Genomic DNA, 20,659 nt, shown 5'->3' on the forward strand with positions numbered 1-20,659 from the left:
AAAAGCGATTTGGCCCTTGCCGCACTATGTTCCCCTTTCTATTGTCCTGCACAAGATTTGAACAGGAGTCCGATCGTTGGGCGTCGTGATACCGCTTGAAGAAGGCAAAAACAAACCGGCTTCCGTCAAGCCACTGGTGGATCTCACCAAAGCGGATATGGAACGGGTGAACCAGCTTATCCTGTCGAAGGCGGGCTCCGACGTGCAGATGATCCCGGAGGTCGCCAACCACCTGATCTCTTCGGGCGGCAAGCGCCTGCGGCCCATGCTGACGCTCGCGTCCGCCTCGCTCTTCGGCTACCGGGGCGATGGCCATGTGAAGCTCGCGACCAGCGTCGAGTTCATGCACACGGCGACGCTGCTGCATGACGACGTCGTGGACGAAAGTGACCTGCGCCGCGGCAGATCCACCGCGCGCACCATATGGGGCAATCAGGCGAGCGTGCTGGTGGGCGATTTCCTGCTCGGCCAGGCCTTCCGGATGATGGTGGATGTCGGCTCGCTCGAGGCGCTCGACGTGCTTTCCACGGCCGCGGCTGTGATCGCCGAGGGTGAAGTTCTCCAGCTTTCCGTCGCCAAGAACATGGAGACGACGGAGGACGATTATCTCGCCGTCATCCGCGCCAAGACGGCGGCCCTCTTCGCTGCGGCGGCTGAAGTCGGCCCGATCATCGCAAATGCCGACAAGGCCGGCCGCGCCGCGTTCAAATCCTACGGCATGAACCTTGGGCTTGCCTTCCAGCTCGTCGACGACGCGCTGGACTATGGCGGCAAGGCAGCCGATCTCGGCAAAAATGTCGGGGACGATTTCCGCGAAGGCAAGATCACGCTTCCGGTCATTCTCTCCTATCGCCGCGGCACGGAAGCCGAGCGGGCCTTCTGGCGCGAGGCGATCGAGAAGGGCGAAAGCAGCGACGAGAACCTGGAAAAGGCGCTCGGGCTCATCAACAAATACGGCGCGCTCAACGACACTATCAGCCGGGCGGAGCATTACGGCACCATCGCGCGGGATGCCCTGGCACCGCTGCCGGCCTCGCCGCTCAAATCCGCGCTCATGGAAGTGATCGACTTCTCGATCCAGCGCGTCAACTAAAGCTGATGGGTGCTCCGGACGACAGGGCTGGGGACGACAACCATCGGCTCGAAGAGGCGCTGAACCGTCTCGCCGACCTGATGTCGGCGTGCCGGGATCCCTGGTGCGTGTTCGGCGGAACCGCGATGCGGCTCCACGGATACCGGATGCCGACGCCGATTGCCGATATCGATGTTCTGATTTCCATTGCCGACGCGGAGCGGCTTGTCCGCCGGCATGGGTTTCCCAACGTGGCCGGCACCGGTACCGAGCGTTTTCGTTCGCAAATCCTGCTGCGCCCGGATCTCGGCAAAATACCGGTGGAAATCATGGCCGGCTTCGACGCGCTCTCGGAGGGTGCCTGGCATCGAGTGGCAATCAAGGAGCGACAGGAAGTCAGCTATCGCACCGCCAAAACCTTCATCGCCAGCCGTGACGACCTTCTCGCCGTCTTCCGGCTTTGCGGGCGGCCGAAGGACCTGGAACGGATGGCGCTGCTCGCTTCGTGATCGCCGCGGCAGGAAACGAAGCCCGAGATTTCTTGCAGTCCGGTACCAAAAAAGCCATTCTATCGTGAATCAAGTGATGCGGGACGGCGAGCGCGAAACGTCGCGCCACCATCAGCGAAAGGCATATTCATGCGGCGGAACTCCAGCCTTCTTCTGCTTTCCAGCGCGGCTCTCGTCGCAGTACTCTCCTTCGGCATGACGGCGAAGGCCGCTCCTTCCGAGGAAGCTCCCACCGCGAAGGAAATCGTAACCTTCACCCCCGAGAACGTGCATTCCTTCTCCGGCGCATTTCTCGCAGCCCGCACCGCCGACGTGGATCATGACTATCCGACCGCGATCACGCTCTACCGCAAGGCGCTCGGCTTCGATCCCGCCAATCTCGAAATCCGCGAAAGGCTGATGATCGCGCTCTTCCTCAATGGCGAGTTCGAGGAGGGCCTCAAGGAAGCCGACGCCCTCAAGGACGACAAGGCCGTCGAGCGGATCACCACCATCGTACGTGGGCTCGACGCCATTCGCGACGGCAAGTTCAAGGAAGCAAAGGCGCTACTCCCCTACGAGGGGCCTAACGACCTCGACCGGCTGACCCATGCGCTGATCACCGCATGGGCGGATGTCGGCGCCGGCAAGGGCAAGGCGGCGATGGCAAGCGTGCGCGCGCTCAAGGGCCCGGACTGGTTCAAGGTCTTCACCGATTATCACCTCGGCGCCATGGCGATCGTGGCGGGCGACAAGACGGCTGCCCGCAACCACCTGTCCGCGGCGATCACCAATCAGGAATCGGTCGCGACCGCCCCGGACACCTTCATGCGCGCCGTCATGGCGCTTGCGCGGCTGGAGGCGGCCGAAGGCAACAAGCAGAAGGCGCTCGACGCGATCTCCGTCGGCGACGGCATGATCAGCAGCTATGCGCCGCTGAAGGCGCTGCGCGAAAGCATCGAGAAAGGCGAAAAGCCCGCTCAGCAGGTGACGGATGCGACCGACGGCGCGGCAGCCGTGCTCTTCTCGATCGGCGGAGCGCTGAACAGGCAGGGCGCGGAAGACATGGTCTCGCTCTACCTGCAGGTTTCCCACGCGCTCGATCCGGACAGCGCCGATACGCTGATCCTGCTCGGCAGCATCGCCGAGAAGCTGGAAAAGCCGGAGCGCGCCATCGCCTTCTATCAGAAGGTGCCGGAAGGTTCGCCGATGCGGCGGATTTCCGAACTCCAGCTCGGCCTGACGCTCGCGCAGACCGGAAAGGTGGATGAGGCGCGCAAGCACCTTCAAGAGCTTATCGCCTCCGATACCACCGACATCCGCAGCTATCTCGCCTATGGCAGCGTGCTTTCCGATGCCAAGGATTATGCCGCCATGGCAGCAAACTACGACAAGGCGGTCGAGGTGATCGGCCCCGTGACGAAGCGCGGCGACTGGACGGTCTTCTTCCAGCGCGGCATCGCCTATGAGCGCCTGAAGAAGTGGGACCAGGCGGAGCCGAACTTCCGCAAGGCGCTGGAACTCAACCCCGAGCAGCCGCAGGTGCTGAACTATCTCGGCTACTCGCTGGTCGACATGAGCCACAATCTCGAAGAAGGCCTGGACATGATCCGCCGGGCGGTCGAGGCGCGGCCGGACGACGGCTATATCGTCGATTCGCTCGGCTGGGCCTACTACCGCATGGGCCGGTTCGATGAGTCTGTGACGGAACTGGAACGGGCCATTCAGCTTCGCGCCGGCGACGCGACGATCAACGACCACCTGGGCGATGCCTACTGGCGCGTCGGGCGCAAGCTCGAAGCCGTCTATCAGTGGAACCGGGCTCTGATTTCTGAGGGAGAGGACGTCAACCGCGAGCAGATCAAGCAGAAGATCGCCGACGGCCTGCCGCCGCTCGATCCCAATGCGACGACGGCCGATCGCAGCCCCGCTCCGGCGCCTGCGCCGCCCGCCCCTGCCCCGGCGAATCCGGACAAGAAATCCTGACGCATGCCTTCCGGCACGCATCCGACCGGCGCCGGCTTTGAGGCCGGCGCAACGCTGTTCGAGCCGGCACCGGCCAAGATCAACCTTGCCCTGCACGTGGTGGGGCAACGCGCTGACGGCTACCACCTGCTCGAAAGCATAGTGACCTTTGCCAAGGCTGGTGACAGGCTCTCGTTCTCTCCTGCGGCAAGCGACGGTTTCTCGGTATCGGGGCGCTTCGGAACCATGCTCTGCGATGACCCGAAACCCAACCTGGTTCTGACGGCGCGCGACCGGCTGAGGCAGGCGATCATCGCCGCCGGCGGCGAAGCGCCGCCCGTCGCCATCCATCTCGAAAAGAACCTGCCGGTCGCGGCCGGCATCGGCGGCGGCTCGGCGGATGCTGCGGCCACCTTGCGCGGCCTCATGCGTCTCTGGAATGCCGGCCTTCCCGAGACGGAGCTTGCCGCGATTGCGCTTTCCCTCGGCGCGGATGTGCCCATGTGCCTGAAGGGCGTGCCCTCGATGGCGCGGGGGATCGGCGAGGATCTGACGCCCCTTCCCTCCTTTCCCGTGCTTGCGCTGGTGCTCGGCAATCCGCTCATCGGCGTCTCGACGCCCGAGATATTCCGGCAGCTCGCGCGGCGGGACAATCCTCCGATCAAGGCTCGTAGAGGCGATTGGCTCGCCTATTTTGCAGGCCTGCGCAACGATCTCGAGCAGCCGGCGAAAACGCTGGTGCCGGAGATCGGCGAGCTTGCCGCGATGATCGAGGCCGAGGGCGCGCTTCTCACCCGCATGTCCGGTTCGGGCGCCACCTGCTTCGGGATATTCTCTTCCATCGAGGCGGCGGAGGACGCGGCCAAAAGCCTCAGCCGCCGGAAGCCCGGCTGGTATTTCCAGGCGGCCGAGACCATTGGCGGGCACGACTTACGAGATCAATAAGCCAGAGCCGTTCGGCCGAGTTCTCCTCAATTCAGGTTTTCGTTTCGGGAAGAACCGGAACCGATTGCCAGCCCTCGCCGCTGAGGACCATGCAGCTTATGCCGTTCACATTGGTCACCAGCATCGTCCAGCTGCCACTTTCGCCGACATAGACCTCGATGATTGCCTTCTGGTTGATCAACCCGACTGCCGAAAGCTTTTCGGAGTAGTTTCTGGCCAGGAATTCGACCATTTCGGAGCGGTCGGCGCAACTATGAACGGCTTGCGATCCTGCTGCCTGGGGATATGCCAGCGCGGCCCCCAGCACCATGGCTTGGGTCAGTCTGCGGATCATGCTGCGTTCCATGACGCATCTCCTTTCGCCGGATAACCCGGCGGAAGAGGAGCCTTCCGCTGACCTGTTCTGCCGTTACCCGGCATTTCGCGGCCTGCCGCCAGAGGTTTTCCTTAAGGCGGTGGCGCAACTTGCATTATGAACCCGAACGCCCTCCATTTCCATGGAAATCGGCGCGGCTAGGCTTGGTTATCGGGCCGCCTTGGCCACCCAGGCGGGGATCATCTCGCTCGTCAGTTTCGAGGTCTTCCGGCCGCGAGCGAGAGCGACAAGATCCATGCCGGAACTGGCCAGCTCTACCGCCTGCCGTTTCGGCAGCAGGAAACCGTATTCGAGGGGCGGCTGTTTCCGCCCGATGCGACGAAGGAAGGGCGGACGATAGCCGCGGGCGGGAGAAAACCGCGCCGGCAGCTTGTTGAGCGCCACATATTCGTGGACTTCGTCGATCCAGCCCGATTGCAGCCGCGCCCCAGGCTCCATCAGAAGCAGCCACTCGCCACGCGCCGAGCGCAAAATATCCTTGATATCCCAATTCTCATGAAAGCGGCAGCCGGCGGCATCGGCCACGTGGGAGGAACCGTCCCGCGAGCCGTGATCGAGCACGACCACATCGCTGACGAGCCCCTCCACCGCTGCGGGAACAAGGCCCGAAAGCGTCTGCGCCAGCTCCGATTCCTGGTCGCGGCATTCCATGATCACAGTCAGCATGGGCCAAGACTTAACGCATCGCACAATGGAATGCCAGAAAACCTTTCCCAATTTTGTTCTTGCAATGTTCTCATTTTTGGCCTAGGAATTTAATCATCACGAACGGGAGTTTCTCCCGGCAGGAGTGTTCCATGAACGAGCTGTCCCAACTGCGGCAGGCTGCACTCGCGCCTGCCCATACGGCAGATATTGCCGATGCACTGGTCAACTCTTCCGGCCTGCGCATCGAGATCGATCGCCGACGTGGTCGAGGCGCGGGCCTCAATCCGAGCGGACGCTTCGAAGAGGAGCGCCGCGAAGTATTCGACGACGGTTGGCAGACGATCGAGGAACTCGCCCCGTTCAAGACGGAAGTGCAGGTGGAGAAGCCGCGCACGGCGATCACCCGCAATGAATCTCCGGATCTTTCGTTCGACCGTTCGATCAATCCCTATCGCGGCTGCGAGCATGGCTGCATCTATTGCTTCGCCCGCCCCACTCACAGCTTTATGGGACTTTCGCCGGGGCTTGATTTCGAATCGAAGCTCTTCGTGAAGCCGGACGTGCCGAAGCTGCTCGAACGCGAACTCAGCAAGCCGGACTACAAGCTGCGGGCGATCGCAATCGGAACCAATACCGATCCCTATCAGCCGATCGAGCGGGAATGGCGCATCATGCGGCAGATCCTCGAAGTGCTGCAGAAGGCCAATCATCCGGTGGCGATCGTCACGAAATCGGCGCTCATCGCCCGCGATATCGATATTCTCTCGGACATGGCCTCCAAGGGGCTCGCCAAGGTCGGCATTTCGGTGACGACGCTGGACCGCAAGCTTGCCCGCACCATGGAGCCGCGCGCCTCGACCCCTCCCAAGCGCCTGGACGCCATCAAGGCGCTGACCGATGCCGGCATTCCGACCGCGGTCATGGTGGCACCCGTGATACCGGCGCTCAACGATCACGAGATCGAAAGGATTCTCGATGCCGGGCATGCAGCCGGCGCAAGGGAAGCGAGCTACGTGCTGCTTCGCCTGCCGCTGGAGGTCAGCCCGCTTTTCCGGGACTGGCTGCTGCGCAGCTATCCGGATCGCTACCGGCACGTGATGTCGCTCGTGCGCTCGATGCGCGGCGGCAAGGATTACGATGCCGAATTCGGCAAGCGGATGAAGGGCGCAGGGCCCTATGCCTGGCAGATCGGCCGCAGGTTCGAGATGGCGGTCAAACGGCTCGGCATGACCCGACGCGGCCTGCCGCTTCGCGACGACCTCTTCGTCAGACCGGATGGAGGCGGTATCCAGCTTTCATTGCTCTGAACGGTAAGGCGCATTGCCTCCGGAAACATCCAGGCGATGCGTTTTGAATTCTTTCTCGTGCATGCCCTCGGAAACCAGGCTCCCTGCCCTTTCCGTGACATGCAAACCCCTTTCGGCACGTCCCCGCCACCGTCCCGTGCCGAAATGCCCCGGCCCACCGACGCCCCTCGGTGGATAGCGAAGCCGCAATCGCTTGCCGGGGCTTGCAGGAGATCGGGTCGGCGTGCGAGTCTCTGCCGCATGTTGACCCGCACGCCGCCCGATTCTCCGATGCTCTTCGAGGAAGTGCCTCTCGTACCGGATTTCAGCCTGGAACTGACGGCGCGGAAAGCCGGCCACTGGCCGGTCGCCGGTACGGATGAAGCCGGACGCGGCCCGCTTGCCGGGCCGGTCGTAGCAGCGGCGGTCATCCTCGATCCCGACAACATTCCGGACGGGTTGAACGATTCCAAACAGCTCACCGCCGCCCAGAGGGAAAACCTGTTCGAGGCGATCCTCGCAACCGCCGAGGTATCCATCGCGGCCTCCGGTCCCCGGCATATCGATGAGCGCAACATCCTGCGCGCAAGCCTGGATGCCATGCGTCGCGCGGTCGCCGGGCTTTCCCTCACGCCGGCCTATGTGCTCACCGACGGCCGCGACGTGCCACTGGGGCTTTGCTGCCCCGGCAAGGCGGTGATCCGGGGGGATGCCCGCTCCGTCTCCATCGCAGCCGCCTCGATCATCGCCAAGGTGACCCGCGACCGGATGATGGCAAGGGCCCATCACGTTTTCCCGGCCTACGGCTTTGCCAATCATGCCGGCTACGGGACGCCGCAGCACCGCGCCGGCATCGACACGCACGGCCCTTGCTTGCTCCACCGCATGAGCTTCAGGCCGCTCAAGAAGGATGGCGTTCTGGCGGAGGAGTAAAGTTACTGCCGTGGCCGTGGACCAATTGGTGCGTTCCAGCCTGAGCGCTAAAACCATCAAATCCAAAGTCCGGTGACAAGGATGAGAATCTTCTTCGACGTCGATGGGGTACTCATAGATGGCTGGCACGCAAACAGCGCATTGCGCAAGCCATGGGACGCCAACCTTCAGACCGACCTGGGCATCGACAGAGACGCCTTTCAAAAACTGTTCTTTGGTATTCCCGGCGCGCGAACCAGATCACCGATGTTTGATTGTGTCACTGGTCGCCGCGACTTGCGTGACGCCTTGGCCGATGTTCTTCCGCAGGTCGGCTACCAAGACGATGTCGATGAATTTATGCGATACTGGTTCGAGAAGGACGCGAATGTAAATGCGTCCGTTTTCAATCTTATAGATAACATCAGGGAGAGTAGCGGGGCGAAGATGTACGTCGCGACGGGGCAGGAGCATCATCGCGCACGCTATCTCTGGAACGAACTCGGCTTTTCCAGATATTTTGAACGCATGTTCTACAGCGCCCAAATTGGTCACCCGAAGAAAGATGTCCGGTTCTTCGAAACCATCAATCGCACGCTTGCAATTAGCGCAGAGGAGAGGCCGATTTTCTTCGATGACCAGCCGGAGATCGTTGAACTTGCGATCAGTAGCGGTTGGGAGGGAGTGATCTTTACTTCGCCAGACGATATTCAGCAGCATCCACGGCTGAGGCATCTGTGGCAATAGGCAATCGGCTCTTCCAATTTGCCACCGCAATAGCGGGCAACAACACCGGTGCCGAGACTGGTTAGATCTCAAAACAAAAAAGCCGGGCTCTCGCCCGGCTTTTTGAATTCCGTTCACGCCTTTCAGTTCAGGCGGGACTTCACCTGATCGACGGCGTCCTTGAAGAGCGTGTTCCGGGTCGCAGCATCGGCCTTCTTGGCGATGACGCTCTCGGCGGCAGCGACCGCCAGATCCACGGCGGCGGCGCGGACAGCACCGATCGCTTCGGCCTCGGCCTGCTTGATCTTCTGCTCGGAAAGCGCATTGCGGCGGGCGACGAATTCCTCCGTCTTCTGCCGGGCTTCCTCGCTCAGAAGGGCTGCCTCGCGCTCGGCTGCGGCAACGATATTGGCAGCGTCGGCTTCGGCTTCCTTGCGCTTGCGCTGATATTCAGCGAGCAGCGCCTGGGCTTCCTCGCGAAGGCGCTTGGCTTCCGCCAGTTCGTTGCCGATGTTTTCGGCGCGTTCGTCGAGCGACTTCGCGATCATGCCCGGCACCTTCAGATAGATGATGAGCACGAAGAAGAGGATAAGACCGACGAGGGCGTAAAAGGTTGCATCGAACGCCATGGGATCAGGCCTTTCCGTTCGCTGCCGCGGCAACCGCGGTCTTGATGTCGTCGCCGCCGGCCTTGCCGATGAGCTGATCGACGATGGCCGTCGCGGTCTCTTCGGCGATGGCGCCGACCTGGGCGAAGGCCTTGGCCTTGATCTCGCCGATCCGGGTTTCGGCGGCGGAGAGTTTCTCGGCCAGTTCCGCCTCGATCGCGGCGCGATCGGCAGCGGCCTTGCTCTTGGCCGCCTCGCGCGCGGTTTCGGCAATGCCGTTGGCCTTGGAGCGGGCGGCGGCGAGTTCCTTTTCATAGGTCTCGACCGCTGTATCGGCTTCCGATTTCAGGCGGGAGGCCTCGTCGAGGTCCTGGGCGATCCGGTCGTGGCGGTGTTCGAGAATGCCGCCGAGACGCGGAACGATGACCCGCTTCATCAGGAGATAGAAGAGGCCGAAGGTGATGACGAGCCAGAGAAGCTGCGAAGCAAAATGAGTCGGGTCGAAGGGCGGGAAAACGCCCGTTCCGTGGTCTTCGCCCTGTGCAACGCCGGTCTCGGTATGCAATTCGCCCGCAGGCGCAGCATGAGTATCGCCGGCGGGCGCTGCAGGCGTTTCAGTGGCGGCCGGCGCGGTCTGCGCGAGTGCCGGGGTCACGATCATCATCACCTCCAGGTGTATTCCAAATGCGAAGGATCACGGCGCGCTTCTCGAAAGCGGCCGTGATCCCGATCCTGGCAAGCTCTTAGACTGCGAAGAGCAGGAGGAGAGCGATGAGCAGCGAGAAGATGCCCAGAGCTTCCGTAACGGCGAAGCCGAATACCAGGCGGCCGAACTGGCTGTCAGCGGCAGACGGGTTGCGCAGGGCGCCCGACAGGTAGTTGCCGAAGATGTTGCCGAGGCCGAGAGCCGTGCCGGCCATGCCAAAGCAAGCCAGACCCGCGCCGATGAACTTTGCTGCTTCCGCTTCCATGATGAACTCCTTCGAATGGGTGTTGCGGCTGATGACTGACGCCTCAGGACGCCAATGGGTAGTTATCCTTAGTGCCCGCCGGGGTGGACCGCGTCGTTGAGGTACATGCAAGTCAGCACCGCAAAGACATAGGCCTGGAGGAAGGCGACGAGGAATTCGAGACCAGTCAGGGCGACGGTCATGATGAGAGGCAGGATTGCGCCGCCGATGCCGAGCGCACCGAGCGCGCTGAGCGAGGTGACGAAACCTGCGAAAACCTTCAGCGTGATGTGACCTGCAAGCATGTTCGCGAAAAGACGAACGGAGAGCGAGATCGGACGCGACAGGAAGGAAATGATTTCGATGCCGACGACGAGCGGCAACAGGACACCTGGGATGCCGCTCGGCACGAAGACCTTCAGGAAGTGAAGGCCGTGCTTGTAGAAGCCGTAGACCAGCACGGTGCCGATCACCAGGACCGCGAGCGCGAAGGTGACGATGATCTGGCTGGTGACGGTGAAGAAATAGGGGAACATGCCGAGCATGTTGGCGGTCAGCACGAACATGAACAGCGTGAACACGAGCGGGAAGAACTTCATGCCGTGGCTGCCGGCGCCTTCGCGCAGCATTGAGGCGATGAATTCATAGGACATTTCGGCGACCGACTGCGCACGGCCGGGGATCAGCCCGCGCTGCGAGGTGGCGAAATAGAGGAAGCCGGCCGCCGCAGCGACGGTCGCAACCATGAAAAGAGAAGCATTGGTGAAGGAAAAGTCGATGCCGCCGATCTCGATCGGAACGATCTTCTGGATCTGGAACTGATGGATCGGATCGTTAGCCACCGTCTACCTCTTTGCCTGCGCCGTCCACGACGGCTGACCTTATATTACACCGGGAGACCTAGAGGCCGCCCGTTCCCGCCTTGTCCTTGTCGCCCCGCTTCTGAAAGGTCGGCGGCGGAGCCACCACCCCGACAGATCGGAGCACGTTCAACACGCCTGCACAGAAGCCGAGGAGAAGCAGAACGACCAACCCCCACGGCGACGTACCGGCGAAACGATCGAGCAGAAACCCCAGAATGGCGCCGACCGCGATCGCGGATATGAACTCGGAAGACAGCTTGAAGCCCAGGGCCATGCCCCTTCGGCTTTCCTCGGAACTTGCGTCCCTGGCCGCCTCTGCCGCGTCATCCGCACGCTTGCCCGCGAGTTCCGCCGACAAGCGCTTCCGGCGCTCTTCCAGACTATCGTCACGATCATCCGTCATTCGCGTCCTCCCGGGCGCAAATCCCTGGCGTAGCCGGTTCGTGAACCGTTCCGACTGCCAAAAACATGCCGTCACCGTGGATTTCGCGCCTTCCGGCCCGTTTTCAAGTCGCGCGCAACATAGTTTTGACGGCTGGTATAGTCAAGGCACCCGCACCGCTTCATTCAAGGTTAATTAGCCGAGGAATTTCAAAAACTTAAGGCGAGCACAACCTGATCCAGGTAAAACTGTCGCGGGAATCGGCGCCTCTCAGCTCCAGCCGCCGCCATAGGTGCGGTAGAAAACATGCAGGCCGATGCGGCCGACCTTCTTCATGCTCCGCGCCCATTTCGGCCGGACATAGACGGCATGATAATGGGTGGAGGAGCCAACCTCGGTCAACCATACCTTGCCGGCGGTGACGGCCATGGCCACTTCGCGCGCCATCTTCCAGTGATATTCGGAGCGGACGCGGTCCTTGATGTTGTCGCAGGCGAAGGAAAACTGGCAGCGATTGCGCCAATCCTCGTTCTGGTAGACGACGTCGCAGATCGTCTTCGGATAGGCGGGATTGCGCACCCGGTTGAGGATGACCTGGGCGACGGCGGCCTGGCCGCGGGCGGATTCGCCGCGCGCCTCGAAATAGATGCCGGAAGCGAGACATTGCTGCTCGCGAGCGGAAAATACCGAGGGCGGCAGCGGGGTCGCCGCCCAGGCATGGTCTTCCGGTCCGATCGGCGGAATGAACCGCCCGCCATTCGGCTTATCCTTCAGGATGGCATCGAAGGGCGATTGGCGCGCGAAGTCCGGCGCCGAGGGCGCATAGGCGGTCGCGAGGATGTCGGCATCCCTGTTTGTAACCAGTCCGGCGATCATCGGCGAGACGACCCCATCATGCTTCTCCTCCTCGTCCCTGCGGAAATAGAAGGAGGCCAGTTCGATCGCCTTCGCTTCCTCTGCGGAGTGGGCAAAGGCGGTCCGCTCCTCCTTGGGCAAGGGAGGACGCACGAGGCTGCTGCTGCGCTGGAGGATGGAGCCGGCCGAAAAGGCCCTCGGCGGCAGCATCGGCTCGACCGCGATGACGCGGCCTTTTTTGGCGCGACGATTGACGCGTTCCTCGTCGCTGCGCGGATCGTTGCCCTGCTTGCCGCCCGCAAGCGCAACCTTGCGCCCATCGGGCAATGTAATGCCCGCATCACCAGAGGACCTGCCGCCCGGAAAGGCAAGCGATGCCGTGTGGATCGAACCGGCGGGGGATTCGGTCAACACCATGCGCCATTGTTCGCCTTTCCGGTCGAAACCGGTCAGCAGATCGGCGAGGTCGCCCTGGGCGGGCACGGAAGGGAAGGCCAGCCAGCAGGCAAGGCCGAAGACGGCGGGGGAAGTCCATCCGTCCAGACGGGACGGGAACCTGCGACGCAAAACGCTCCACGAACGCAACACCGGCTACTCCACAAGGCAATAATGATCCTCGAAAGAATCATCCATTAACCTTGATGAGCGGTTAATGCGGCGGCGCAATCGCCCTGAAATGGGGCTCAAATGCCGCTCACATAAATGTCAGCGGTCAGATGATGACATGCGAGCCGAGCTCCACCACGCGGTTGGCCGGCAGACGGAAATAATCGGATGGATCGGTCGCCGTGTTGGCGAGCGCGATGAACAGACGATCCTGCCACATGGGCATGCCCGATTCGGCATCCGGTATCAGCTTGCGCCGGCCGAGATAGAAGGAGGTCGACATGATGTCGAACTTGAACCCACTCTTGCGAAGCTGCGCCAGCGCCTGGGAGACATTGTGGGTCTGCATGAAGCCGAAGCGCAGTTCGATGAGGGTGAACCGCTCCGACAGTTTCTCGACCTTGAAGCGATCCCTGGAAGATACCCGCGGCTTGTTGATCGTCCTGATCGTCAAGACGACGTTCTTCTCATGCAGAACATGATTGTGCTTGATGTTGTGGAGCAGCGCCGCCGGCGCCGTCTCCGGATCGCTGGTCAGGAAGATCGCGATACCCGGCACGGTGACGGGAGCATGCTCTCCCTTCTTCTCGATCATCGGTATGAAAGCTTCGAGCGGCACGTCGATGCGGCGGGTCTTATCGAAGAGAATGGCGCTGCCGCGCTTCCAGGTCCACATGACGATGGTGAAGACGATCGCCATCATGACGGGCACATAGCCACCGTCATGCACTTTCAGAAGATTGGCGCCGAGGAAGACCAGTTCCAGCGCCAGCAGCGGCGCGAGCGTGAGGATCGCGAAGCTCTGCGGCCATCTCCACCGCAGGCGAACGAACTCGAAAGCCATCAGCGTCGTCACCACCATCGCACCGGTCACCGAAATGCCATAAGCGGTGGCAAGCGCCTCCGAGCTTCCAAAGCCGAGAACCAGGGCGATGACGCCGACGAGCAACAGCGTGTTCACCGAAGGAAGGAATATCTGCCCGGTATTGGTTTCCGAGGTGAACAGGATCTGCATGCGCGGCAGGTAGCCGAGGTGGATGCCCTGCCGCACCAGCGAGAAAGCCCCGGTGATGACCGCCTGGCTGGCGATGATCGTCGCGGCGGTGGCGAGGATGACCACCGGCAGCAGCGCCCATTTCGGGAACATCAGATAGAAGGGATCGGACATGGCCTCCGGGTGCTTCAACACCAGAGCCCCCTGCCCCAGGTAGTTCAGCGTCAATGCCGGAAACACCAGGAGGAACCAGGCCCACTGGATCGGTCGGCGGCCGAAATGCCCGAGATCGGCGTAAAGGGCCTCCGCCCCCGTGACGGTCAGGAAAACGGCGCCGAGCACGACGATGCCGATAAAGCCCTCTCTCAGCATGAATTCCACCGCATGCAACGGATTGAAGGCGGCAAGGATGCTGAGGTCATCGAAGATATGGGCGATGCCGCCCGCCCCCATCACGATGAACCAAAGGGCGGTGATCGGCCCGAAAAAGCGCGCGACCAGGCCCGTGCCCTTCGACTGGATCATGAAGATGCCGATCAGGATGCCTATCGAAATGGGCAGGATGGCGTTTTCCATAGTGGGCGCCACCAGCTTCAGCCCTTCCACGGCGGAAAGCACCGAGAGCGCCGGCGTGATCATCGCATCGCCGAGGAAGAGGGCCGCGCCGATGAGGCCGAGCAGCATCAAGAACGCCTTGTGACCATTGCCGGTCTTGGTGAGGAGCGCGAGCAAGGCGAGAGTGCCGCCCTCCCCGTCGTTATCGGCCCTCAGCAGAAAGAGCACGTATTTGATCGTGACGATGATGGTCAGCGTCCAGATGATCAGCGAAATCAGGCCGATGATCTCGGCCTGGGTCACGCCGTCATGGGAAATCGGCTTCAGCGCCTCGCGAAATGCGTAGAGCGGACTGGTGCCGATATCGCCGTAAACGACGCCGACGGAGCCGAGCGCAAGCGCGAACAGCCCCTGGCTACGCGGTTCTTCGGCAGTATCGGAATAAGTGGAGTGGCCCATAAGCCTCGTCTGGCTTTTAAAGCCAGCCTTTCCAGCGGAAGAAGAAGAAGGGGATGATCGCGGACATGAGCATCGCGAAAAGTGCGAGCGGATATCCGAAGTACCACTGAAGCTCCGGCATGAAACTGAAGTTCATGCCATAGATCGAAGCAACGAGCGTCGGCGGCAGGAAGACGACGGCCGCCACCGAGAATATCTTGATGATGGCGTTCTGCTCGACATTGATGAGGCCGAGCGAGGCGTCGAGCAGGAAGGAGATATTGGCGGCGATGAAGGCCGCATGCTCGGAAAGCGTCTCCACGTCGTGAGCGACTGTCCTGCACAGGCTGCCGTCATGCTTGCTCTCCTCGATCCGCGGCACGTTGAGAAGAAAGGTGAGGAGGCGGGAAAGCGAGCCGAGGCTGTCACGCACCTTGCTGATCAGCCGGTGATGCTCCGAAATATCGGCAAGCTTGCCTTCGAGAAAACGCGGCGGACGCCGCTTGCCGCGATCGCGGAAGATTTCGTCGGAAAGCCTGTCGATGCGGATGACCGCATGTTCCAGCACTTCGGCGGTGCGATCGGCAATGGTTTCCAGGAGCCTCGCAAGCAGCGTCGTACCGTCGCGCATGTCATCCGGAAACCGCCCAAGCGCGGCGATGAAGAGGTGGAATGCCTTCGGCTCGGCATAGCGGATGGTGATGAGGCGGCCGCCGGAAAGGATGAAGGCGACATCGGTGAGTTCCGGAATGTTGGTGTCCGCCTTCCAGACCAGCGAGGCGGTCATGAAAACGGAACCATTCTCGATGTAAAGCCGGCTCGAAGGCTCGATATCCTTCAGCTCGTCTCGCGTAGGAATCTGGATGCCGATCAGGCTCTCGACATAGGCATCCTCTTCCTTGGTCGGGTGCACAAGGTCGATCCAGACTATGTCATCGGGAAGAGCGAGCAGCGATTCCGCCGGCGCAAGCGTCGTAAGGGAGCCATTGGCGCGATAGGCGTTGATCAAATCGTATCTCCGGCCGAAGATCGTCGGCCTCGAACGAAAAACCGGCGTTCCGGTTCCTTCATGGAAACGTCGACTTCGGCGGGAGGCGGCTATAAAGACAGCCGCCGCCAAAATCAAGAGCCGCCTAAGGCAGGTCGTTTGCGGCGCAACATGACTCGGCAAGGCCAAAGGTTCAAGCCACTCTTTCGGCGCGGGTGTTTCCGATACCGATCAATGGCTTGGGATGAATGCCGAACGAAGCCGCCCCGGACGAAAGTCGAAGACGCGTTTTCAGGCCCGCCCTCGAACTTTCATGCATCTTTATAGGAATGCGCTCTTTTCTTTATGCGCTATTCGAAAACGATTGCCGGCGCCGGTCTTGCCACCTGGCCCTCCAGCTCGCTCCAGACCTTGGCGGCGATTTCGCGATAGATCTTTGCCGAAACGCTCTCAGGATCGGAAGCGACAACGGGCGTTCCCGCGTCGGAACGCTCGCGGATGTCGATCGTGAGCGGCACCTCGCCGAGGAAAGGCACGCCGATCCGCTCGGCCTCGTTGCGGGCTCCGCCATGGCCGAAGATATCGTAGCGCTTGCCGGTATCGGGAGCGATGAAATAGCTCATGTTCTCGATGATGCCGAGCAGCGGCACCTCCACCTTGCGGAACATGTTGATGCCCTTGCGGGCATCGACGAGCGCCAGATCCTGCGGCGTCGAGACGATCACGGCTCCCGCCAGCGGCACCTGCTGGGCCATGGTGAGCTGGGCGTCGCCGGTGCCGGGCGGCATATCGACCACCAGCACATCGAGCTCGCCCCAGGCGACTTCACGCAGCATCTGCATCAGCGCCGACTGCACCATCGGCCCGCGCCAGATCATCGCGGTCTCCTCGTCCACGAGGAAACCCATGGACATCGCCTTCAAGCCGTAATTTTCCATCGGCTTGATGAGGCGATTGCCGATCTGCTCCGGCCGGCCCGAAATCTTCAACAGCCGCGGCATGGACGGACCGTAGATATCCGCATCCAGTATGCCGACCCTGAGCCCGTTGGCCTTGAGGCCCAATGCGAGATTGACCGCGGTCGTGGACTTGCCGACGCCCCCCTTTCCGGAGGCGACCGCGATGATCGCGCCGACGCCCGGCACGCCGGCCTTCTCGCGAGCCTGCCCCTGCGGAGGATGGGGATGCGTCTGGGGCGGTGCCGGCTGCGGGCGGGCCTGAGCGGCGGCGGGTGCCGAACCCGCCTTGCGGTCGGCCGTCAGCGTCACCAGCGCGCCCTTGATCCCCGGTATCGCCGTCACGCTGCGCTCGGCGGCCATGCGCAGGGGCTCGAGTTCCTTGGCCCGGTCCGCCGGAACGGTGATGGAGAAATAGACCTTGCCATCGGAGATGAAGACGTCCGAGACCATGCCGAGCGAGACTATATCGCCCTCGAGGTCCGGACCGCGCACCTTGCGGAGCGTTTCCAAAACCTGTTCCTTCGTCACATCGGGCATGTCTTCCAACTCCTCAAGCACCTTTGGGCCTATATAGGAGGTCGCCCGGACATGCAGCAAGACGATCGGAAGATATAAAGAGCCGCCGTCCGGCCGGCAGCCGGATGGCGCCTAAATCGGACGGCGGTTTTCTTCGTCGCGCCTCTTGGGACGCTTGTCAGTCCCCTCTGGACCTGCTCCTAGAGAAGCACGAAACATGCCAGATGGGAAGATTCCGCGTAATTCCCCCCGTTTCAGCCGATCGAGGTAAAAGGTCATCCGCTCCGGCGAGCGGAATTGCCCCAAATTGAAATGATTATTTTCTGCCCATGTTCAAAAAGTGGGCAATGGCTATTTGATAAGGCCGATCCGCAGGGCCTTCGCAACCGCCTGGGTGCGGTTGACGGTATCGAGCTTTCTCGCCGCCCGATTGAGGTAATGGTTCACCGTATGCTCCGAGAGCCCGAGGATCTCCGCGATCTCCACGCTCGTCTTGCCTGCCGCCGTCCAGTTGAGGCAGTCGATCTCCCGATCCGTCAGCAGTTCGACTGCGCGGTTATCGACATTACGGATCTCCGACAGCCGGTTGAACACATGGATGGAGATGTAGCTCAATTCCATCATCTGCTGCGGAGAGAAGACCGGTCCCTCGCCCGCGATGGTTATGGCTCCGCGCCCGCCAGCGACATCGTGAACGGGAAAGCACGCGCCCCATCTCAGCCCGAAGCGCTCGAACAGGTTCTTCGAAACCGGGCTACCCCTCTCCTCGGCAATGGTGTCCGTATCCCAGATAAACGGCGCGGTCGTGCGACGCAGACGCCGGATGACGGGGCTGGACTGGAGCAGGCCCGCACGGTCGAAAAGCGAAAGCAGCTCGCTCGGCCAATTGGTGATGATCGTATTGCCGGACAATTCCAGCGACGAAAAAGGGGGCAGATTGACGACCATGAAGGTGCGGGCCGCATAGGATTCCGTGATCCGCTTCATATAGCGAAAGACGTCGAACTGCGTCTTGAGACGGGTGATCTCTTCGAGATCGTCGTCTAATCTGGCAGCCTCACCAACTTTTTCAGTCTTGGACATCGCCCGCTTTTCTTTGCTCTCGATCCACCGGAGGAATGGCCTACCAGCCATTCGTTCATCTATCGAAGCCGGCCTTTCCTATCACGACAGGTCCATCGCGAACCACATTCGACCCCGACCTTGCATCAGTCCCGGCCGATCTCTCCCGCGGTACGCGTCCTACCTGCTTATTACTACTTCCGATTCGGAGGAATGCCTAATGCGATCGCCTGCATCAAATCATGATGATAGATGATCGGTTCTTTCATATCTTGCTTGCGCGGGACTAACCAGCCTTTCCCGGCGCGCCGCGCGCTTGTCTTCCGTCTTGCTCCCGCGCTAGAAGAAGCACCAGCGAAGAATTGCCGGGAGGAGAAGCAATTTGACCGACCCAATCGTGCGGCATCCGGATCTTGCCGGCCGCGGCGTCCTGGTTACCGGCGGCGGCTCGGGTATCGGCGCGGCGCTGACGGAAGCCTTCGCGGACCAGGGCGCGAAAGTGGCCATCATCGATATCGCCGAGGATGAAAGCCGCGCACTCGCCTCCCGCCTCTCCGCCCGTTGCCAGCATCCGGTCGCCTATTTCAAGGCCGACCTGCGCAAGGTGGAGGAAACCCGCGCCGCGGTGGACGAGGCTGCGCGGACGATGGGCTCGCTTTCGGTTCTCGTCAACAATGCCGGCTGGGACGACCGCCATGACATCGACCGCGTCACCGAGGAATACTGGGACAACAACCAGGCGATAAACCTGAAGCAGATGTTCTTCGCCGCGCAGGCCGCGCTGCCGCATATGCGCGCCGCCGGCGGCGGTGCGATCGTCAACTTCTCGTCGATCTCCTACCTCCTGAACATGGGCGAAATGCCTTCCTACACCACCGCAAAAGCGGGCATCGTCGGGCTTACCAAGAGCCTGGCGGGAAGGCTGGGGCCGGAGAATATCCGCGTCAACGCCATCCTGCCAGGCATGGTGCTGACCGAACGGCAGAAGCGCCTCTGGCAGTCGGAGGATGATATCGCCGCCATGATTGCCAGGCAGTGCCTGAAGCGCAGCCTGCTGCCGCAGGATATCGCGACCCCCTGCCTCTTCCTCGCCTCGAACGCCTCCGCGGCCATCACGGCACAGACGCTGATCGTCGACGGGGGCGTTCTGTGAACCATCTCCTGCCAACACACCGGGGAACCTGCCTCACATGACGCCAGTCCACACATTCGACGGAAAAATCCTCTCCTCCACGCTGTGCAACCTCGGTGAGGGACCGAGTTTTGATCCGGACACTGACACGTTGTGGTGGTTCGACATTCTCGGCAAGACGCTGCACGAACTCGATATCGCCTCGGGGGAGAAGCGCGCCCACGCCCTCCCCTTCATGGGAAGCGTGCTTGCCCGGATTGACTCCAGCAGACAGCTTATCGCATCGGACGAGGGATTGTTCATCCGCGACCGGGCGACCGGCGCACTTTCTCCCTATGTCCAGCTCGAGATCGACAAGCCCGGCAATCGTTCGAACGACGGCAGAACGCACCCTTCCGGCAGTCTCTGGATCGGCACCATGAGCAAGCGGTCCGAAACAGGCGCCGGCGCGATCTATCACGTCGCCGGCGGCGTGGTGACGAAACTCGTCGAGAACATCAGCATTCCGAATTCGATCTGCTTCTCGCCGGACGGGTCCATCGGCTATTATGTCGATACCCGCGTCAACCGGCTGATGTCCGTGCCGCTCAACCCCGCGACCGGCCTGCCGGTCGGCGAAGCGACGCTTCTTGTGGATACGAGCGGAGAGCCGGGCGGCATGGACGGTTCGGTCTGCGATCTGGACGGCCATATCTGGAACGCCCGCTGGGGCGCCGGCGCGGTCGATGAATATGATACTTCCGGGCGCCGGCTTGCGCGACATCTGCTGCCGGCAAAGAACACGTCCTGCCCCGTCTTCGTTCTCGAGGGAGCCGGGCGGCTTGCAGTAACCTCCGCCTGGGAAGGACTAGACGAGGCCGGCCGGGCCGCCGATCCGCTCGCCGGGGCGCTCTTCGAACTGGATATCCCGATCCGCGGGGCCGCCGATCCGACCTACCGGCTCTAGGAGCCGCTCGGTCAGGCATATAATTGGGCCGAAAAGAAAAAAGATATCCCAAACCACTGAAAACAAGAAATGTTCCGCAAATTTCGCCTAAAAAATCGGCAATATTTGCGGAACTAATCCGTCGAGGGATCATTTTCCTGTCGAACCGGCGCGGCTTGGAGTCTCCTGTCCGGAGGAACCGCGCGTTCACCGAAACCAACCGAAACATCGAGAGGAAGGTAGGTTCGACATGAAGAAGACCCTTAGCACAATGGCAGCCGCAGCCATCCTCACGGCCTCGACAGCCATGGCACCGGCTTTCGCCCAGAACCCCGCTCCGTCTACGCCGGCACCGGCTCAGCCTTCGGCGCCTGCCGATCCTGCTCCTGCCCCGGCACCCGCCCCGGC

At 61.9% G+C, this 20,659-nt stretch carries 21 protein-coding genes; 9 read left to right on the forward strand and 12 right to left on the reverse strand.

Translation table 11 applies throughout. The annotated features are described in order from the left end of the window. Positions 1-76: 76 nt before the first annotated feature. The 4 genes from YH62_RS20065 (at position 77) to YH62_RS20080 (ending at position 4,470) form a co-directional block, all read left to right on the forward strand. Positions 77-1,093: a polyprenyl synthetase family protein gene (locus tag YH62_RS20065; RefSeq protein ID WP_046796007.1), complete on the forward strand. Its 1,017-nt coding sequence runs from the start codon at positions 77-79 to the stop codon at positions 1,091-1,093. A gap of 5 nt (positions 1,094-1,098) precedes the next feature. Next, a complete protein-coding gene (locus YH62_RS20070; RefSeq protein WP_046796008.1) occupies positions 1,099-1,581 on the forward strand; it encodes a hypothetical protein in 483 nt (160 codons plus the stop codon). 129 nt (positions 1,582-1,710) lie between these two features. Beyond that, positions 1,711-3,546: a tetratricopeptide repeat protein gene (locus YH62_RS20075; protein ID WP_046796009.1), complete on the forward strand. Its 1,836-nt coding sequence runs from the start codon at positions 1,711-1,713 to the stop codon at positions 3,544-3,546. Positions 3,547-3,549: 3 nt separating this feature from the next. After that, on the forward strand, positions 3,550-4,470 hold the full coding sequence (locus tag YH62_RS20080; protein ID WP_046796010.1) for a 4-(cytidine 5'-diphospho)-2-C-methyl-D-erythritol kinase: 921 nt from the start codon (positions 3,550-3,552) through the stop codon (positions 4,468-4,470). Between the two features lie 31 nt (positions 4,471-4,501). Here YH62_RS20080 and YH62_RS20085 read toward each other — a convergent pair whose 3' ends face one another. After that, on the reverse strand, positions 4,502-4,816 hold the full coding sequence (locus YH62_RS20085; protein ID WP_046796011.1) for a hypothetical protein: 315 nt from the start codon (positions 4,814-4,816) through the stop codon (positions 4,502-4,504). Positions 4,817-4,993: 177 nt separating this feature from the next. Next, positions 4,994-5,512: a glycosyl transferase gene (locus tag YH62_RS20090; protein WP_046796012.1), complete on the reverse strand. Its 519-nt coding sequence runs from the start codon at positions 5,510-5,512 to the stop codon at positions 4,994-4,996. Positions 5,513-5,643: 131 nt separating this feature from the next. Here YH62_RS20090 and YH62_RS20095 point away from each other — a divergent pair, with 131 nt between their 5' ends. From YH62_RS20095 to YH62_RS20105, 3 genes are all read left to right on the forward strand, one after another. Continuing rightward, positions 5,644-6,801 (forward strand): PA0069 family radical SAM protein, encoded by a 1,158-nt coding sequence (locus tag YH62_RS20095; protein WP_046796013.1) that lies wholly within the window; start codon positions 5,644-5,646, stop codon positions 6,799-6,801. A 240-nt stretch (positions 6,802-7,041) separates the two neighbouring features. Beyond that, positions 7,042-7,713, forward strand: coding sequence for a ribonuclease HII (locus YH62_RS20100; RefSeq protein ID WP_046796014.1), 672 nt, complete (start codon positions 7,042-7,044; stop codon positions 7,711-7,713). Between the two features lie 81 nt (positions 7,714-7,794). Further along, a complete protein-coding gene (locus YH62_RS20105; RefSeq protein ID WP_046796015.1) occupies positions 7,795-8,439 on the forward strand; it encodes an HAD family hydrolase in 645 nt (214 codons plus the stop codon). A gap of 122 nt (positions 8,440-8,561) precedes the next feature. Here YH62_RS20105 and YH62_RS20110 read toward each other — a convergent pair whose 3' ends face one another. The 10 genes from YH62_RS20110 to YH62_RS20155 form a co-directional block, all read right to left on the reverse strand. Beyond that, positions 8,562-9,047 (reverse strand): F0F1 ATP synthase subunit B, encoded by a 486-nt coding sequence (locus YH62_RS20110; protein ID WP_046796016.1) that lies wholly within the window; start codon positions 9,045-9,047, stop codon positions 8,562-8,564. A 4-nt stretch (positions 9,048-9,051) separates the two neighbouring features. Beyond that, positions 9,052-9,687: a F0F1 ATP synthase subunit B gene (locus YH62_RS20115; RefSeq protein WP_137326875.1), complete on the reverse strand. Its 636-nt coding sequence runs from the start codon at positions 9,685-9,687 to the stop codon at positions 9,052-9,054. Positions 9,688-9,769: 82 nt separating this feature from the next. Further along, the gene (locus YH62_RS20120) at positions 9,770-9,997 is read right to left on the reverse strand and encodes a F0F1 ATP synthase subunit C (protein ID WP_046796018.1); all 228 of its coding nucleotides are present in this window, start codon (positions 9,995-9,997) and stop codon (positions 9,770-9,772) included. A 68-nt stretch (positions 9,998-10,065) separates the two neighbouring features. After that, a complete protein-coding gene (locus YH62_RS20125; RefSeq protein ID WP_046796019.1) occupies positions 10,066-10,818 on the reverse strand; it encodes a F0F1 ATP synthase subunit A in 753 nt (250 codons plus the stop codon). Positions 10,819-10,876: 58 nt separating this feature from the next. Then, positions 10,877-11,242: an AtpZ/AtpI family protein gene (locus YH62_RS20130; RefSeq protein ID WP_046796020.1), complete on the reverse strand. Its 366-nt coding sequence runs from the start codon at positions 11,240-11,242 to the stop codon at positions 10,877-10,879. A gap of 249 nt (positions 11,243-11,491) precedes the next feature. Continuing rightward, positions 11,492-12,661, reverse strand: coding sequence for a cell wall hydrolase (locus YH62_RS20135; protein WP_137326876.1), 1,170 nt, complete (start codon positions 12,659-12,661; stop codon positions 11,492-11,494). Between the two features lie 127 nt (positions 12,662-12,788). Then, entirely contained in the window at positions 12,789-14,690 is a 1,902-nt protein-coding gene (locus tag YH62_RS20140; protein WP_046796022.1) for a potassium transporter Kup, read from the reverse strand. A 16-nt stretch (positions 14,691-14,706) separates the two neighbouring features. Beyond that, complete coding sequence (locus YH62_RS20145; RefSeq protein ID WP_052760466.1) at positions 14,707-15,678, reverse strand: magnesium transporter CorA family protein; 972 nt, start codon at positions 15,676-15,678, stop codon at positions 14,707-14,709. A gap of 329 nt (positions 15,679-16,007) precedes the next feature. Next, positions 16,008-17,153 carry an iron-sulfur cluster carrier protein ApbC gene (apbC, locus tag YH62_RS20150; RefSeq protein WP_046796023.1) on the reverse strand — a complete coding sequence of 382 codons (1,146 nt, stop codon included), beginning with the start codon at positions 17,151-17,153 and terminating at the stop codon, positions 16,008-16,010. 330 nt (positions 17,154-17,483) lie between these two features. After that, positions 17,484-18,215, reverse strand: coding sequence for a LuxR family transcriptional regulator (locus tag YH62_RS20155; RefSeq protein WP_046796024.1), 732 nt, complete (start codon positions 18,213-18,215; stop codon positions 17,484-17,486). Positions 18,216-18,576: 361 nt separating this feature from the next. On the opposite strand from YH62_RS20155, the gene YH62_RS20160 reads away from it, so the two are divergent. Beyond that, positions 18,577-19,347 carry an SDR family NAD(P)-dependent oxidoreductase gene (locus YH62_RS20160; protein ID WP_046796025.1) on the forward strand — a complete coding sequence of 257 codons (771 nt, stop codon included), beginning with the start codon at positions 18,577-18,579 and terminating at the stop codon, positions 19,345-19,347. A 37-nt stretch (positions 19,348-19,384) separates the two neighbouring features. Then, entirely contained in the window at positions 19,385-20,272 is an 888-nt protein-coding gene (locus tag YH62_RS20165) for an SMP-30/gluconolactonase/LRE family protein (protein ID WP_046796026.1), read from the forward strand. The last annotated feature ends 387 nt before the right edge of the window (positions 20,273-20,659 follow it).

Source organism: Rhizobium sp. LC145 (assembly GCF_001005825.1).
Lineage (GTDB): Bacteria > Pseudomonadota > Alphaproteobacteria > Rhizobiales > Rhizobiaceae > Neorhizobium.

Coding starts and splice junctions, on each gene's coding strand:
- YH62_RS20085 (WP_046796011.1), bottom strand. CDS start 4,816: ATGGAACGCAGCATGATCCGCAGACTGACCCAAGCCATGGTGCTGGGG.
- YH62_RS20120 (WP_046796018.1), bottom strand. CDS start 9,997: ATGGAAGCGGAAGCAGCAAAGTTCATCGGCGCGGGTCTGGCTTGCTTT.
- YH62_RS20105 (WP_046796015.1), top strand. CDS start 7,795: ATGAGAATCTTCTTCGACGTCGATGGGGTACTCATAGATGGCTGGCAC.
- YH62_RS20100 (WP_046796014.1), top strand. CDS start 7,042: ATGTTGACCCGCACGCCGCCCGATTCTCCGATGCTCTTCGAGGAAGTG.
- YH62_RS20090 (WP_046796012.1), bottom strand. CDS start 5,512: ATGCTGACTGTGATCATGGAATGCCGCGACCAGGAATCGGAGCTGGCG.
- YH62_RS20110 (WP_046796016.1), bottom strand. CDS start 9,047: ATGGCGTTCGATGCAACCTTTTACGCCCTCGTCGGTCTTATCCTCTTC.
- YH62_RS20095 (WP_046796013.1), top strand. CDS start 5,644: ATGAACGAGCTGTCCCAACTGCGGCAGGCTGCACTCGCGCCTGCCCAT.
- YH62_RS20130 (WP_046796020.1), bottom strand. CDS start 11,242: ATGACGGATGATCGTGACGATAGTCTGGAAGAGCGCCGGAAGCGCTTG.
- YH62_RS20070 (WP_046796008.1), top strand. CDS start 1,099: ATGGGTGCTCCGGACGACAGGGCTGGGGACGACAACCATCGGCTCGAA.
- apbC (WP_046796023.1), bottom strand. CDS start 17,153: ATGCCCGATGTGACGAAGGAACAGGTTTTGGAAACGCTCCGCAAGGTG.
- YH62_RS20115 (WP_137326875.1), bottom strand. CDS start 9,687: ATGATCGTGACCCCGGCACTCGCGCAGACCGCGCCGGCCGCCACTGAA.
- YH62_RS20165 (WP_046796026.1), top strand. CDS start 19,385: ATGACGCCAGTCCACACATTCGACGGAAAAATCCTCTCCTCCACGCTG.
- YH62_RS20155 (WP_046796024.1), bottom strand. CDS start 18,215: ATGTCCAAGACTGAAAAAGTTGGTGAGGCTGCCAGATTAGACGACGAT.
- YH62_RS20140 (WP_046796022.1), bottom strand. CDS start 14,690: ATGGGCCACTCCACTTATTCCGATACTGCCGAAGAACCGCGTAGCCAG.
- YH62_RS20075 (WP_046796009.1), top strand. CDS start 1,711: ATGCGGCGGAACTCCAGCCTTCTTCTGCTTTCCAGCGCGGCTCTCGTC.
- YH62_RS20080 (WP_046796010.1), top strand. CDS start 3,550: ATGCCTTCCGGCACGCATCCGACCGGCGCCGGCTTTGAGGCCGGCGCA.